The sequence below is a fragment of the Bacillus sp. AFS088145 genome, from assembly GCF_002564465.1.
Lineage (GTDB): Bacteria > Bacillota > Bacilli > Bacillales > Bacillaceae_G > Gottfriedia.
Genome location: NZ_NUUX01000015.1, coordinates 105,769 through 121,481 on the forward strand (window position 1 = coordinate 105,769; position 15,713 = coordinate 121,481).

The 15,713-nt window shown below is 33.5% G+C and carries 13 protein-coding genes and 1 other annotated feature; of the genes, 3 read left to right on the forward strand and 10 right to left on the reverse strand.

Annotated elements, in window-relative coordinates:
- Positions 1 to 303: 303 nt before the first annotated feature.
- From COI44_RS11570 to COI44_RS11585, 4 genes are all read right to left on the reverse strand, one after another.
- On the reverse strand, positions 304 to 1,845 hold the full coding sequence (locus COI44_RS11570; RefSeq protein ID WP_098428087.1) for a response regulator: 1,542 nt from the start codon (positions 1,843 to 1,845) through the stop codon (positions 304 to 306).
- 17 nt (positions 1,846 to 1,862) lie between these two features.
- Positions 1,863 to 3,284: a sensor histidine kinase gene (locus COI44_RS11575; RefSeq protein WP_098428088.1), complete on the reverse strand. Its 1,422-nt coding sequence runs from the start codon at positions 3,282 to 3,284 to the stop codon at positions 1,863 to 1,865.
- Positions 3,274 to 4,266: a sugar-binding protein gene (locus COI44_RS11580; protein ID WP_098428089.1), complete on the reverse strand. Its 993-nt coding sequence runs from the start codon at positions 4,264 to 4,266 to the stop codon at positions 3,274 to 3,276. The genes COI44_RS11575 and COI44_RS11580 overlap by 11 nt, the downstream gene beginning before the upstream one ends.
- A 413-nt stretch (positions 4,267 to 4,679) precedes the next feature.
- Entirely contained in the window at positions 4,680 to 5,930 is a 1,251-nt protein-coding gene (locus tag COI44_RS11585; protein WP_097973421.1) for a dicarboxylate/amino acid:cation symporter, read from the reverse strand.
- A gap of 248 nt (positions 5,931 to 6,178) precedes the next feature.
- Between COI44_RS11585 and dcuS the strand changes: the two genes are divergently transcribed.
- Positions 6,179 to 7,789, forward strand: a complete 1,611-nt coding sequence (dcuS, locus tag COI44_RS11590; protein ID WP_098428090.1) for a DcuS/MalK family sensor histidine kinase — start codon at positions 6,179 to 6,181, stop codon at positions 7,787 to 7,789.
- Positions 7,782 to 8,495: a response regulator gene (locus tag COI44_RS11595; RefSeq protein ID WP_098428091.1), complete on the forward strand. Its 714-nt coding sequence runs from the start codon at positions 7,782 to 7,784 to the stop codon at positions 8,493 to 8,495. The genes dcuS and COI44_RS11595 overlap by 8 nt, the downstream gene beginning before the upstream one ends.
- A gap of 64 nt (positions 8,496 to 8,559) precedes the next feature.
- On the opposite strand, the gene COI44_RS11600 is transcribed toward COI44_RS11595, so the two are convergent.
- Both COI44_RS11600 and COI44_RS11605 read right to left on the reverse strand, forming a co-directional pair.
- Positions 8,560 to 9,048, reverse strand: coding sequence for an ABC transporter permease (locus tag COI44_RS11600; protein ID WP_286163899.1), 489 nt, complete (start codon positions 9,046 to 9,048; stop codon positions 8,560 to 8,562).
- Positions 9,049 to 9,279: 231 nt separating this feature from the next.
- Positions 9,280 to 10,632 (reverse strand): amino acid permease, encoded by a 1,353-nt coding sequence (locus COI44_RS11605; RefSeq protein ID WP_098428092.1) that lies wholly within the window; start codon positions 10,630 to 10,632, stop codon positions 9,280 to 9,282.
- Positions 10,633 to 10,692: 60 nt separating this feature from the next.
- Positions 10,693 to 10,927 (reverse strand) — a binding site (T-box leader).
- A gap of 292 nt (positions 10,928 to 11,219) precedes the next feature.
- Between COI44_RS11605 and COI44_RS11610 the strand changes: the two genes are divergently transcribed.
- Positions 11,220 to 11,462 carry a hypothetical protein gene (locus tag COI44_RS11610; RefSeq protein ID WP_098428093.1) on the forward strand — a complete coding sequence of 81 codons (243 nt, stop codon included), beginning with the start codon at positions 11,220 to 11,222 and terminating at the stop codon, positions 11,460 to 11,462.
- Positions 11,463 to 11,627: 165 nt separating this feature from the next.
- Here COI44_RS11610 and pstA read toward each other — a convergent pair whose 3' ends face one another.
- The 4 genes from pstA to COI44_RS11630 form a co-directional block, all read right to left on the reverse strand.
- Complete coding sequence (gene pstA, locus COI44_RS11615; RefSeq protein ID WP_097973410.1) at positions 11,628 to 12,515, reverse strand: phosphate ABC transporter permease PstA; 888 nt, start codon at positions 12,513 to 12,515, stop codon at positions 11,628 to 11,630.
- A complete protein-coding gene (gene pstC, locus COI44_RS11620; RefSeq protein WP_141546903.1) occupies positions 12,512 to 13,408 on the reverse strand; it encodes a phosphate ABC transporter permease subunit PstC in 897 nt (298 codons plus the stop codon). Before pstC ends, pstA begins: the two co-directional genes overlap by 4 nt.
- 74 nt (positions 13,409 to 13,482) lie before the next feature.
- The gene (locus COI44_RS11625) at positions 13,483 to 14,385 is read right to left on the reverse strand and encodes a phosphate ABC transporter substrate-binding protein PstS family protein (protein ID WP_142329253.1); all 903 of its coding nucleotides are present in this window, start codon (positions 14,383 to 14,385) and stop codon (positions 13,483 to 13,485) included.
- A 369-nt stretch (positions 14,386 to 14,754) separates the two neighbouring features.
- A complete protein-coding gene (locus COI44_RS11630) occupies positions 14,755 to 15,651 on the reverse strand; it encodes a phosphate ABC transporter substrate-binding protein PstS family protein (RefSeq protein ID WP_098428096.1) in 897 nt (298 codons plus the stop codon).
- Positions 15,652 to 15,713: the final 62 nt, after the last annotated feature.

Genomic DNA, 15,713 nt, shown 5'->3' on the forward strand with positions numbered 1-15,713 from the left:
CCCATTTCCTTCACTCTTTTGTCTATTATCTGCACTAATTTACCTAAACTCAGAAAACGTTTACATTCAGAATATTAAAACTAGCATTTTCTTAACTTTGGGACATATTAGTACAGTTAATTTCGATTCAAAACAAAAAAGAGTCAAACAGCAACTTGATAAAAGTATGTACAAATTAAAAAGCAATTCGTAAATACGATCATTAAGTATGTCGTTAGACTCTTTTAACAATAAATATTCAAATACAGTAAATAATCGTTTATCAGTTCAAATTCAAGTATTCAAATTCTCCTCTTATTCTCTTTAAATATTCATTAATACCTTTTTTCGATATTCCTTAGGAGATTCATTCGTACATTTTTTAAATACTCGGCTAAAATAATTTGGATCATTATAGCCCACTTGGTAACAAATTTCTTTTAAATTCAATTCTCTTTTTTCCATTAATTGTTTTGCTTTATTGATTCTCAAATTCATTAAATAATCACTGAAAGTCTCACCTGTTTGCTTTTTAAATAGTTTGCTAAAGTAGACTGGATTCAATTTTAAATAGTTGGCCACTTGCTCAAGTGAGAGATCCTCAATGAAGTGATGAGCGATATATTCCCTAGCTAATATCATCAGATGATTCGTTTTGATTTCTTTTTCTCGATCGATCTTTGTAATTAAATTAATGATTTGTTGCTCCACAAACATCTTCAATTGACTGATTTCATTAATGTCTGGAATATGAAATTTCTCAACTTCAATCGATGAACTACGGAGAGATTGGAAAATTTGATTAAATAGTGAATTTAATTCCGTTCTAACTTGCGAAACATCATAATTAATAAATCTTTCATACAAATTATTAAATTGGTTCATAACGTCTTCTAAATCAGCTTTTCTAAAAGTATCAATTAAAACTTGTTTTTCCACGTCCGTTATACTTAAAGATAGATTTACTGAATGCAGATTAACACGTGTTAACTCATCACATTCTAAACTTGCCTGAAATGCCTCATTATAAGATTGTCGTAACCCTTCAATTCCTTGCTTTAAAGACCCAATACCAATCACTGTTTGATAACCAGTTTGATTTTCTATGTATTCAATGGTTTTTAAAGCATCTTGATAAAGTACAAGTGATTGAAGATCGGCTTCTCGATTTGGCTGTACTGGAATAAATATCGCTAATTGGCCATCTACAACAGGGCTAATTAAACAATTCCTCGAAGATTTCATAAAATGCCTAACACATTCATAAATTCTCCTCTGCTCCTTGTCATTTTGACTAATTTCTTTAGGCAATTTAATGACGTTCGCATAACCTAACTCAATTTCAAAACCGAGAATACTAGACAATTGAGACACATTTAGTTCTTGTACAGTATTAAACATTAACATTAATGTATATTCATTTTCAGTGAGAGGACGTATAATCGATAAATTTTCTATAGCCTCTAATTCTTGTAATCTTTTCTTATGCTCATCTTCTATTTCATCGATCATTTTTTGAAGTAAAGAGATGATATGATCCTTTTTAGCAGGCTTTAAAATATAATCTTTAACACCTAATGAAATGGCTTCTTGTGCATACGTAAAATAGTCATATGCAGTGACAATGAATATTTTGGTATCAGGTAGTTTTTGTTTTATAACAGAAACAGCTTCAAGCCCTTGAATACCTGGCATTTTTATATCCATAAAGATAATATGAGGCTGGTATTCTATTGATTTTTCAATCGCAACTCGTCCATTTTCAGCCTGTTCAAATTGAAATTGATTAGGCATTGAACGGTTAATCATCAGTTCAAGTCCCTCGCGCTCTAATGGTTCATCATCAACAATTAATAAACGATACATGGGTACCTCCTTTAATTTTAAAATTTTGATGAGACAGGAAGCTTTAATATAATGGTTGTCCCTTTATTTATTTCACTTTTGATATCAACAATATCTTCTTCTTCATAAAAGAGGCGCCAGCGTTTAAACACATTAGTTGTACCTAATCCAGTTGAGCTTTTTTGAGAGATGATCGGCATAGACGACGTTAAAAGAGCCTCTCTAGTCTCTTCTCCCATGCCAGCACCATTATCATAAATTTCGATGTAAATATATCTTTCATGATTCTTGATATTAATCCCTATTACTGCTCCTTGCTCCATCCCCTCGATACCGTGTATAAATGCGTTTTCAAGAAGTGGTTGCAATGTTAAACAAGGAACTTTATTTCCTAAACAGGACTCATCTATATTTAATTCAAAGCGTACACGATCTCTAAACCTTGCCTTTTGAATCGAAAAATATTCCTCAGCATTTCTAACTTCTTCTAAAAGAGTTACGGGCTCGTCTAATTTTCGTAAATTATAACGTAGCAAATTCGAGGTCGATACAGTTAGATCACTCGTTTGCTCAGCCCCTTCAATATAGGCTAACTTAGATATAACGTTTAACGTATTAAACAGGAAATGCGGGTTTATCTGACTTTGTAAAGCTTTCAACTCCAGCTCCTTTACAAGGCGATCTTTCTCTACTATTTCAATATTTTTTATCATTAAATTGCTTAAGTTCTTAGACATTTCATTGAGGATTTTACCAAGAATACCGATTTCATTATTTCGATACAATGTGGGTGGATCCACATTAAAATTACCTTTACCAATTTGTTTAGCCATATAAACTAATCGATTAATTGGAATGACGATACTTCTAGACAACCAAATGGCAAAAACAATACTAATGATAGTCGTTATAACGAACAACTGGACACCTAATTGATTCATAGACTGAGTATTTGCAATAATCTTTCGAAAAATAGGCTGGTAATTACTAAGCTCTAAATCAACTAAGTTTTGACTATCCTCTCTAATAAACCCTGATATTTTCTCTATATCCCGGTATTGATCTGTATAACTTGAAAAATTTTGAGAGACTAAATTATCTGTAATCGATGATTCTAACCCTAGAAAAGAATCAATCATATGGGTAAAGTTTTCTAACACAAGCTGATTATTTTTAGTAGCATTATGTGTTAATAATTCCTTTTTTAATTTTTGTAAATTGCTTTTATGCTGCAAAATCGATCGATAGTTTTTTGGCTGTGGATTAATAATATAACTACTCACCAAGCTTAAATTCTCCTGAGTTTCAGAAGAGATTTGTTTATATAAAAATATTTTATTAATCATTAAATTATAACTCTCTTGAACTTTCTTACCATTTTCAAAAATAAAAAATGAAACTAGATTTAATAAAATAACTAGAATAGGAATAAAAATAAATAATTTTGTCCTAATTTTCAACGTTTCTCCTCCTGATCAACGTTTCTTTCGTCACCACCTCGGTTGGTGTAAAATTTTCTTTATTAATAACTTTTCCATGTAACGAATCAATTAATAAACCTACAGATTGAAAGCCCATTTCATACGGCTTCTGAATAACAGTTGCTTTAATCGCATCATCTTGAACTGCTTGAAGTGTACCTTCAATGTTATCAAATCCAAATATCTCAACTTGATTTAACTTTAAATTTTTTGATGCATTCAAAATGCCAATTGCGTCTAAAGCACTTGTACCAACCATAACTGAAATGTCTTTATTATTACGAAGCATGCTTTCAGTTTGAAGCTTTGCTTGAATAATCGATATATTAGAGGACTCAATATCCTTTACTACTAATTTTGGATGCTTTTTAACAATACTTAAAAATCCATTTAATCTAGCCTGCTGACTTTCTGATTTTTCACTCCCTATAATAACGCCAATTTTTCCAACACCATTCGTTTCCTCTACAACAACTCTTCCTAACTGCTCACCCGCGCTAAAATTATTTGTGCCAACATAAGCAATACGCTTACTTTTTGGCGCATCTGTATCAATTGTAATAACAGGAATATGTTGTGTAACCGCTTTATTAATTACGGGCGAAAAAGTATTCTCATCCAGGCTTTGTACGATGATACCATCCACTTGAGAAGCAATTGCCTTTTCTAATAACTTAATTTGTTCTTCCGGACTTGTACGTAAAGGACCGATATATTCAACATTTACTCCATATTTTTCTGCAGCAACATCTGCCCCTTCTTGTACTTTCCTCCAATAAGGATTATCAAACTCCTGCGAAATAAGGACAAAATGGAGTTTTTTCTTCGGTTCTACTTCCCGACCCTGTAATTTTTGAACTGAATTTTCAATATTTCTAGCATTTATTTCAAAATGAATAAGTACATAAACAAACAATAAAAAAAGTACGCTTAAAATAATCGACCATTTTTTCTCTTCCATAATGTCCTCCAGTCCTATATTAAAATAGTACATTTTGATGATACAGTTTACAAGACTATTAGACTTTACAATTTTTTCCCTTTAATTTTATTCGAACGAATGATTTAATAAAGAAATTTGAAACTTCAATCTACTTTTACTAAATCTTAAATCGCTATATTAAGATTTCTTCCAAAAAAAAATGATCCCCTTTTCGAAAATAGGAGATCATTTTCATAAAACTATCTAGTCTTTTGGAAATAACCCACATTCCTTTTGGCAAGTTGAGTATTATAAAGATTGGTTTGCAAGTACTGCTCTGGTAATTGAACAGCTATCCAATTATTAGACTGCTTTTATACTGGTCAAATAAAAAAAGTGCACAGACTATTTCTGTACACTTTGTTATAAAGCTTGCTTTCGCATTTTCTAACTTAAACTGTAATTTTTGTCTCCTCAACCTGGTAAATCGGATGAAATTCACCTTCAGACTTGGAAACTACGACAGTAGCAACACCGTTTCCAATAAGATTAGTAACTGCGCGTGCTTCAGACATGAAACGGTCAACTCCAAGAATCAGTGCCATTCCCTCTACTGGGATTGACGGAAATACCGCTAAAGTTGCGGCTAATGTCACAAACCCAGAACCAGTAACTCCCGCTGCGCCTTTTGAAGTCAACATTAATACACCTAGTAGTGTAATCTGCTGCCATATGCTTAGGTCAGCACCATAAGCTTGTGCAATAAATAATGCTGCCATCGAGAGATAGATGGAAGTTCCATCAAGATTAAAAGAATAACCAGTTGGAAGTACAAGTCCCACTACTGATTTTGAGCAGCCATATTTCTCAAGCTTTTCCATCATTTTCGGTAACGCTGCCTCAGATGATGACGTTCCAACAACAAGAAGGATTTCTTCTTTTATATAAGCAATAAATTTGAAGATATTAAATCCGAACATTTTAGCAATTCCGCCAAGAACTAGAACAATGAATATGGCCATTGTAAGGTAAACAGAACCCATTAGTTTTCCAAGATAGATAAGAGAACCGATACCGAATTCTCCAATTGTATATGCCATCGCACCGAAAGCGGCAAATGGAGAAACCTTCATGATAATATTAACAATTCCAAAGAATACCTCAGTCAATTTCTCAAAAAAATCGATGACCGGCTTACCTTTCTTACCTAAATGAGCAAGTGAAATGCCAAATAAGATTGCAAGTAGAAGTACTGGAAGCAGCTGACCATTTGCAAATGCCCCAATGAAGCTTTCAGGAATGATTGATGTGATAAAATCCATGAAACCATGGCTTGTTTCCGAGGCTGCCTTAGTGTATTGAGAAATATCTCCTTTTCCCGCTGCTGCATCAATCCCTTTACCTGGCTTTAATACATTTGCAACAATAATACCGATTGCTAAAGAGATTGTCGAAACGATTTCAAAATAAAGTAAGGCCTTCCCACCAATTTTGCCAACCTTTTTTATATCCCCCATTCCTGCAATCCCGATAACAATGGTTAAGAATATAATCGGTGCAATAACAACTTTTACTAGCTTAATAAAAATATCAGCAATAACCTTTAGCTGTGAACCAATCTCTGGAAATACGAATCCGACCAAAATACCGAGAAAAATTCCTAAAATCACTTGAGTTGTAAGACTTTTAAAATTAATTCTCAATGTGCTTAACCTCCAATCAATTTTGAAAACGATTACAATTTTTTGAATTATTTACATGTTACAATTTTGTGAACATTATAAATAGTTAAAATAACTTTATAAAGTGTTTTGTAATTAATGTAAGTAATAAAATCATGAGGTTAAGTTTAATTGGACTGTATTTTATAGTAAATTGGAAAAGTATTATTAAAAACCATTAGAGCAATAGTAGTTCGATATGATGAATCTAGTAATAGTTGGAGGTTAATGTGCACGATCGGCGATTTAGAATTAAATTAAGTACAATTATTATTTTCTTTGTTTGTTTAGTGGTACTCCTATCTTTAATGATTACTGACTTATTAATCAGTCATACTGTCAGTAAAAAAATTATAAATTACCAAGAAGAAAAGGCCTTAATTGTAGCTAGGACTGTTGCTAAATCACAAATTGTAATTGATGAATTAAGTAACGACCACTCCACTACTGCAATTCAAGATTATACAAAGGATATTCAAACTGCTACAAATGTAATGTTTATTGTCGTAATGGATATGAACGGAATTCGAAAATCACATCCAAATCCGGCAAATATCGGCAAACATTTTGTTGGCGGTGATGAAAAGGCGGCACTAAAGGGTAAAGAGTATGTATCGATTTCGCATGGTACTTTAGGTGAATCAGTTCGTGCTTTTACTCCATTATACAATTTGAGAAATAAACAGATTGGCGTGGTTGCAGTTGGAATTTCACTTAAGAGTGTAGAGTCTGTACTTGGCAAAAGTCATTGGGATATCCTTATCGTGACAGTTCTTGGTTTAATAATAGGCGTCATTGGCGCTATTTTACTTGCAAGATATATTAAAAGGACATTGCTAGGGCTCGAACCCTTTGCTATTGCTAAGATTCTTGAGGAGAGGAGTACGATGCTCCAATCTGTTCATGAGGGTATTATCGCAGTTGATAATCAATCAACAATTACTTTAGTAAATAAATCTGCATTACAAATCTTTCAAAAGGCAGGGCTTTCTCAAAAGCCCGTTGGCATGAAAATTGATGAATATATGCCTTCAACAAGATTGGATCACGTTTTAGAAACAGGTAAACCCGAACTAGATGATGAACAAAACATTAACGGTGTTTCCATCCTCGTTAACAGAGTTCCTCTTGTGGTAAATGGCAAAGTAGTTGGAGCTATTTCTACATTTCGGGATAAAACCGAAGTAAATCAGTTGGCCGAACAATTAACAGGTGTAAGAACCTATGCGGAATCCCTTCGCGCCCAATCCCATGAGTTTATGAACCGACTTCACGTTATTCTTGGTATGGTCCAAATGAAATCCTACGATGAATTATCAGGATTTATCCGTACTTTAGTGAACTATCAAAATCAAGAATTTGGACAGATTACTCAGCATATTAAAGACCCTGCCCTGGCCGGATTTATTATGGGCAAATTAAGTTATGCAAGGGAAGAAAATGTGGAGTTCTCTTTCGAATGTAAAAATGTCATTCCAGAGCCGAAAGACCCTAAGTTCACTCAAGATTTAATTACCATTCTTGGGAATTTGATCGATAATGCAATAGAAGCATTGTCTGATACTGAAGAAAAAACACTGGAAGTAATCTTTAATTATGTAGATAAATTTTTAACAATCGAAGTTCTAGATTCAGGACCTGGAATGACTGAAGAGTTACACAAGAAAGTATTTGAAAAAGGGTTTTCCACAAAAGGCGAAAATCGTGGCTACGGCCTTTATTTGGTTGCAAATAGTATCAAAAAACTGAGTGGAGAATTAATCATCGATTCAAAATTACTACTAGGGACTGAGTTCCAAATACAAATCCCATATGAAGAAAAGAGGTATGGTTATGATTAAAGTCCTGATTGTAGAAGATGATCCTATGGTTGCTGAATTCAACAAACGTTACCTTAATGAGATAAGAGGTTTTAGTTTAATAGGGATATCCCATACCGTGACAGATGCCATTACGTTCCTTGAAAACGAACAGGTAGACCTTATTTTGCTAGATGTTTATATGCCTGGTTCAACTGGACTTGAATTGCTTAGTTTTATTAGAGAACAAAACATGGCAGTAGATGTCATTCTAATTACTGCAGCTACGGACAAAGAAAAAATTCATACTGCAATAAGGTATGGGGCTGTAGACTATCTAATTAAACCGTTTGAGTTTGAAAGATTTAATCAAGCATTGTTGAAGTATAAAGATAAGTATAATTTTTTTGCAAATAAAACCTTATTTAGTCAGGAAGATCTGGATGAACAGTTCTTTAGTATAGATCAAAAACTGGTCGAAGAAGCAATGAGTAATTTGCCTAAAGGCTTAACTAGCAGCACCCTACAGGTTGTCATTGGGGTGATAAAATCAAAAGGCAACAGTCAATTTACAACTGATGATATCTCTGAGACCACCCTTATATCACGCGTATCGATTCGAAAATATTTGAAGTTTCTAACTAGTCTTGGTGTCCTTGAAGAGTCATTGACATACGGGATTGGAAGACCAGTTTATTTGTACACACTAAAATTAGATAAACTAAATAAAGTGAATACATTACTTTAAAAGTGACTTTTTTTAAATTTAAATAAAAAGGCACTGACTTTTTCAAGGTCAGATGCCTTTATACTTATGATGTTGGAGACGGAAATCTTGCAGCTTCAAAATGAGTACTAACTTCCCCATCAACATTTGCTCCGATCACACCAGCAATGCTACTTTGTGCAAAAACCTCAACCTTATCCAAAGCATTAAGTTTCTGGATCGTCGAAACATTTACAGCATTTCCGAAGTTTATTGGACCAAAGAAGTCGTTATCGATCGCGATTGCGGGTTGTCCATTTACACGTATTTCAATCCGTGCTCTATATTTGACATTATTATCATTCGGGATAAAAGAAATCGTAGCAGAAATTAAATAGACCCCATTATTTTTTGGTCTAAACACTGAGGTAAATGGATTATACTCATTTGCTAAATCAAATTGTTTAAGTTGATAATTCACTTTTACAAAAGTGTTTTCAGGAACAGTTTGATTTGCATTATTAACAGCTCTAAAAGCCGATGCAATATTAATATTCTCTTTATTCTCTTCATTTGAATCATTTGGTTTTTTCATTTTTGGCGGCACACTTTTCACTTCACTCTCTCATAAACTCCTATCATTATATTGAGACCAGGCTTAAGTGATTGTATGCTTGTCCTTGTACGAGTACTATTTATGGGAAGTTAAATCTTATTAATTTATTGGGCTCAGTTAAATTAATTTTTTGAACTTTTAATCAAAAAAAGAGCTTTACTCATAAGAGTAAAGCACATATTAATTGATGACAAATTTACCAACTAGTTTCTACAAGTTTTTGTTAAGGCGACTTTTCCATATATACGTTATCGTAATAAAGATATAGATGCAAAGAGTAATAATCGTTACGATAACCGGTGTCGTGAAAATAATTCCGATTAGAATCATCATTAATGCGATGATCACAGCCCAAGTCGTATATGGGAACCATTTAACCAAATAGTCACTTGTTTTTCCAGATGACTGTTTACGTGATTTCAAATGGGCAAAAGCAATAATCAACCAGATGAATAATACGGTATATCCAAGCGATCCCATTAGGAAATCAAAAGTCTTGCTTCCTGCAAATAAGGAAATTAGTACACCGCCAAGTAAAGTGGAAGTACACATTAATATTGCGTATACAGGAACTTTCCTCTTAGATAATCTTGAAAATATTTTCGGAATGCGACCGTCCGCAGCTTGCGTATACAGAACACGGGATGAACCATACAATCCAGAGTTCATCGATGAAATAATCGCTATTAGAACAACGGCGTTCATAATATGGTCAGCACCAGGAATCCCTATCATTTTAAAGACCATCACAAATGGACTTTCAGGCACCCCGTTTACTTTATTCCAAGGAATTAAACTAACGATGATGAAAAATGGAATGATATAGAAAGAAATGATTCTGACTAATGTACTTCGAACGGCTTTTGGAACCACTTTTTCGGGATTTTTTGTTTCTGCTAATGTAACCCCGATAATTTCCGTTCCACCATATGAATAAATTACCACCAGCATAGCTGAGATTAATCCTGTTGATCCATTCGGAAAGAAACCGCCATGGTCTGTCAAGTTAGAGAAACCAACTGCTTTATGATCTCCAAAGTTCACTAGTAACAACACTAATCCAGCTAAGATGAACACAATGATGACAGTAATTTTAATTAAAGCAAGCCAGTATTCCGTTTCAGCAAAAACCTTTACTGATAGCAAGTTGATTGTTGTAACTAACACCGAAACAACTAATGCCAGTAACCAGATTGGATAGTTAGGCAACCAATATTGAATGAAAATGGCAGCAACGATTGATTCGGCCGTGATGTTCAATACCCACATTTTCCAATAGATCCAATCAAGGAAATAAGCAGGATACTTTCCTAAAAGAGATTGGACAAGATCCCTGAAAGTTCTTGCATCGCTATTGCGAACCGCCATTTCAGCTAAACCTTGCAAAATGAATAATAAGATGATGCCTCCTAGCAAGTAAGCAATAATGATGGATGGGCCTGCCATATCAATTGCTGAACTACTTCCCTTAAATAGACCTGCCCCAATGGCACCTCCTAATGCCATCATCGTAATATGTCTTGACGTCATTGTCCTTTGTAAATTCCGTTTTTCCGTTTTCATATCCTAACCTCCCAAAAAATCAAAAAAGGCATATCATCTCATTCTTCATAATCAAATGAAGAAAGAGACGACATGCCTTAGCTTACCGCGGTACCACTCTTATTGGCTCTTTTCGAACCCTACTTTAAAAACCTTGTAACGAAGGTCAATCGTTAAAACAAGAGAAAAGATTAAATCTAATCTTTCGCTTTACCACTCCCAGGCAAGTTCAAAGTATCATTGGACTGCGTTGCACCAACCCGCAGCTCTCTTAACCTAATAATTAACTTTTACTACTCCTGATCTTTGCGTTTTGATAAATATTTCTGAATATTTTTTATAATAACTAATACTATACGGACGTGAAGCAAACTTGTCAACCGTTTTTTTAGGATAATAATTTCAGAAAAACAAATCATAAGCTTATTGGTTCAGTAACTAAATAGATCCGTAAAACCCTTTTATTGAAGCATTCATTTGTCAATTTCGTTAGCCCTGAAAATCCAGATAAATCAAACGATATTTGTTTCAAATATTGATATTTTTAGTGGTCATATGTAAATACCAACTATCAAAAAATTATTAAAACAAAATGGAGAGTGCCAAGAATGAATGAAATGATTGAAAGTTTGGAAAGCATACACAATGAAATAAGTCTTAAGCTCAGCAATGCTTTCAACTTCTCAGAAACCAATGATAACCATAACCAAAATTCTCATCACGATTATACTGAATTATCTAAAGCTGCTAAAGAACAGTTAGAACAAAATAAAGAACATCAAATAGCTAAGACAATTTTAAAACATTTAGAAACATTACTTAGTGAGATTGATAAAATAAAAAACGATTAACTTTTAATCGTTACAAAACATTATCGAAAAAAAGGATTTTCCCTCCTGTATCAATAATATTTTTACTCAAATTAGCACTTAAAACATGTATAAAGGACAGGGCCAACTAATACAAAAAATCTCTACAGAATCTTCCATAGAGATTTTAAAAAAATAAATATTTTATTATCTTTTTGCCCCTGTGAAGCGTCTATTTAAAAACTTAGCAAACAATCTAGCAAATAAATTAAATAATAGGATCATTACAATTAAAACTGCTGCAGATTTTGTAGCGATACTTTGCGCATCTGGAACTATACCTTCTGAATTTAATTTCCAGATATGAACTGTTAATGTTTCTGCTGGTCTAAAAATATTAAACGGATTCATCGGTGTATTTAATGGAGCAGCATTATTTAGAATAGGCGTTGTAAGTCCAGCAGTATAGATTAATGCCGCTGCTTCACCAAAAATTCTTCCAGCTGCTAAAATAATTCCCGTAATTAATTGCGGAATTGCTGTTGGGATACTAATTTTAGTAATTGTTTGCCACTTTGTAGCTCCTAATCCAAGACTACCTTCTTTACTAGTTTTAGGAACATTTAATAACGCTGTTTCACTTACCCTTGTTAAACCTGGAAGATTTAAAATTGAAATCGCAAGTGCACCACCAATTAAAGTGTAACCCCATCCAGTCATCGTTACAAATACTAATAAACCGAATAAACCTACTACGATTGAAGGTAATGAAGCTAACGTTTCAATACATAGTCTTAAGAAATTTAAAAAACGTCCTGGTTTTGCATATTCTGCCATATAAATCCCAGCTCCTACTCCAATCGGAACTGAAATAATTAATGTTAACACTAAGATATAAAATGAATTAAAAAGTTGTGGTCCGATCCCACCACCTGCTTGAATATTACTAGGTTTTCCAAACAGGAAATCAAAGTCCCAGAATCCCCAACCTTTAAAAATAATTTCACTCAATAAAAATAATAATAATATTACAACTAAACCAGCTATTAAACAAAGTATTCCGGTCCAAATCTTATCCATTTTTCTTGCAATCATGATTCATATCCTCCTTTTCGTCCAATTAATCGAATGACTAGTATAAAGAGGAAGGATATTAGAAGTAAGATCATTGCTAAAGTCCATAAAGTGTTATTCCACGCTGTACCGTTTAATGTATTTGCCATATCCATTGTTAAAATTCCTGTTAATGTTGCTGTTGGGTCAAAAATACCATTAGGGAACTTAACTGTATTTCCGATTACCATTTGTACAGCTAATGCTTCACCAAATGCACGAGCAAGACCTAAAACGATCGCAGTTAAAATGTTTGTTTTTGCAGCTGGTACAATTGCCAACTTAATTGCTTGCCATCTAGTTGAACCTAGTCCATATGATGCTTCTAAATAGGTTCTAGGAACAGCTCGAACAGCATCAGATGCTATACTTGCAATTGTAGGTAAAATCATGATACTAAGCACAATAATCCCTGCAATTAAGCTAAAACCTACGCCACCTACTGTATTTCTAATAAGAGGAACTAATATTGTTACGCCAAGAAATCCATAAACTACTGAAGGAATACCGACTAGAATTTCCAATACTGGAATTAATACTTTTTCACCAAACTTCGGTGAAATAAAATTCATGAAAATTGCTAATGCAATCGCAATTGGAGCAGCTATAATAACAGCACCAACAGATACTAGAATTGATCCAACAATAAAGATTAAAGCACCATATGTTGGGTTTGATGCATTATTTGGACTCCAATGTTTTGAAAACAAAATTTCACTTAACGATATATCATTTACTGTAAATGATTGGATTCCTTTACTAACAATAAATCCTATTATTGCTATTGTAATACCAATCATTAAGAAACCACATATCGTTACAAGAGTTCTTCCAAGGTATTCAATTAGAAAAAAGTTTCTTTTTTTGAAATTCATGATAAACCCCTATCATCCATTAATAAATTAGTTTGAGAGTTGGTATAAAACCAACTCCCATTTTTTATATTATATTATTCTAAACCTGTCATTTTTGAAGCCGGGATATAACCCATCTCAACTAGCTTGTTAGCAAACTCGTCGCCACTAATGAATTCAATATATTCTTTTACAGGAGATTTCGCATCGCCTTTTGTAATCATGTACTCGTATGAATAGAATGGGTAATCACCTGCAACGATATTGTCAGTAGTAGATTCTTTTCCATCAATTTTCACAGTTTTTAATGCATCTTTTTTATCGCCGATTAAATATGAGTTAGCAAGATAAGAAATTGCACCAGGAGTAGAGTTTACAGCTTGTTCAACTGCACCGTTTGAGTCTTGAACTGTTCCTACGCCATCATTAATCTTAACGTCTTTCATAATTTTCTTTTCAAATGCTGCACGTGTACCAGATGATGCTGGACGATTAATTACATTAATTTTCTCATCTTTACCGCCAACTTCTTTCCAGTTCGTCACTTTACCAGCGAAAATATCTTCAATTTGTTGAAGTGTAAGTGAATCTACACCAACATCTTTATTTGTTACCATTGAGTAACCAACACCAGCAACTTTAGCTTCTACTAATGAACTTGCTAAAGATTTATCTTCTAATTTTTCAGCAGCTGGTACATCTGAGTTACCAATTTGAATTGCTCCAGTAGATACTTGGTTTACACCAGTACCACTACCGCCACCTTGAACTGTAATTGATACTTGTGGGAACTTCGCCATGAATTCAGTTGCCGCTTCGTCAGCTAGTGGTTGTAATGCCGTTGATCCTGCAGCACCAATTGTTCCTGTTAATTCTACTTTTTTATCATCTGTACTAGTCTTACCAGTTGTTTTTTCATCTTTATTAGAACATCCTGCTAACATACCTGTAATAGCCATTGCTGCAAATGTTAATTTTAATCCACGTTTCATTTTAATCCCCCTAAAATGTTTGTTTTTATTTTTAATTTTGTATTTAATTTTTGTTTGTTATCTCTTACAATCTCTACTTTAAAGTTTTTAGGTTAAGCAAGTTTTAATCAATCGTAAAGAAATTGTAAATCTTTTTAAGAGGTAGTATGTTTAATTGATTTAAGGGCATTGAATGTAAGATAAATACTAATTACTTATTAAAACTTGCTAAATATAAAAAAGAAAACTACTTAAAAGCAGCTTAACTTTTAAATAGTTTCTGGTGCTGATCTATGGCGAATGGGGAATACTGAAAACACATAGTTGATTCTAAAGGAAATAAAAAAAGCTGACTCAAAAAGTCATAGACCTTTTGAGTCAGCTTAAATGGAATTATTATTTTAAACCTGACATTTGTGAAGCTGGGATATAACCCATTTCAACTAACTTGTCAGCAAACTCGTCACCACTAATGAATTCAATATATTCTTTTACTGGAGATTTTGCATCACCTTTTGTAATCATATACTCATATGAATAGAATGGGTATGCACCAGAAGTAATGTTATCAGTTGAAGATTCTTTTCCATCAATTTTCACAGTTTTTAATGCATCTTTTTTATCGCCGATTAAATATGAGTTAGCAAGATAAGAGATTGCTCCTGGAGTAGAGTTTACAGCTTGTTCAACAGCACCGTTTGAGTCTTGAACTGTTCCTACGCCATCATTAATCTTAACATCTTTCATGATTTTCTTTTCAAACGCTGCACGTGTACCAGATGATGCTGGACGATTAATTACATTAATTTTCTCATCTTTACCGCCAACTTCTTTCCAGTTCGCTACTTTACCAGCGAAAATATCTTCAATTTGTTGAAGTGTAAGTGAATCTACATCAACGTCTTTATTTGTTACCATTGAATAACCAACACCAGCAACTTTAGCTTCTACTAATGAACTTGCTAAAGTTTTATCTTCTAATTTTTCAGCAGCAGGTACGTCTGAGTTACCAATTTGAATTGCTCCAGTAGATACTTGGTTTACACCAGTACCACTACCGCCACCTTGAACTGTAATTGAAACTTGTGGGAATTTCGCCATAAATTCAGTTGCTGCTTCATCAGCTAGTGGTTGTAATGCTGTTGATCCTGCAGCACCAATTGTTCCTGTTAATTCTACTTTTTTATCATCTGTACTAGTCTTACCAGTTGTTTTTTCATCTTTATTAGAACATCCTGCTAACATACCTGTAATAGCCATTGCTGCAAATGTTAATTTTAATCCACGTTTCATTATTGTTTGTCCTCCTAAGGAAAATTATTATTTTCTACATCTCTAACTATAAAAAAGAATAA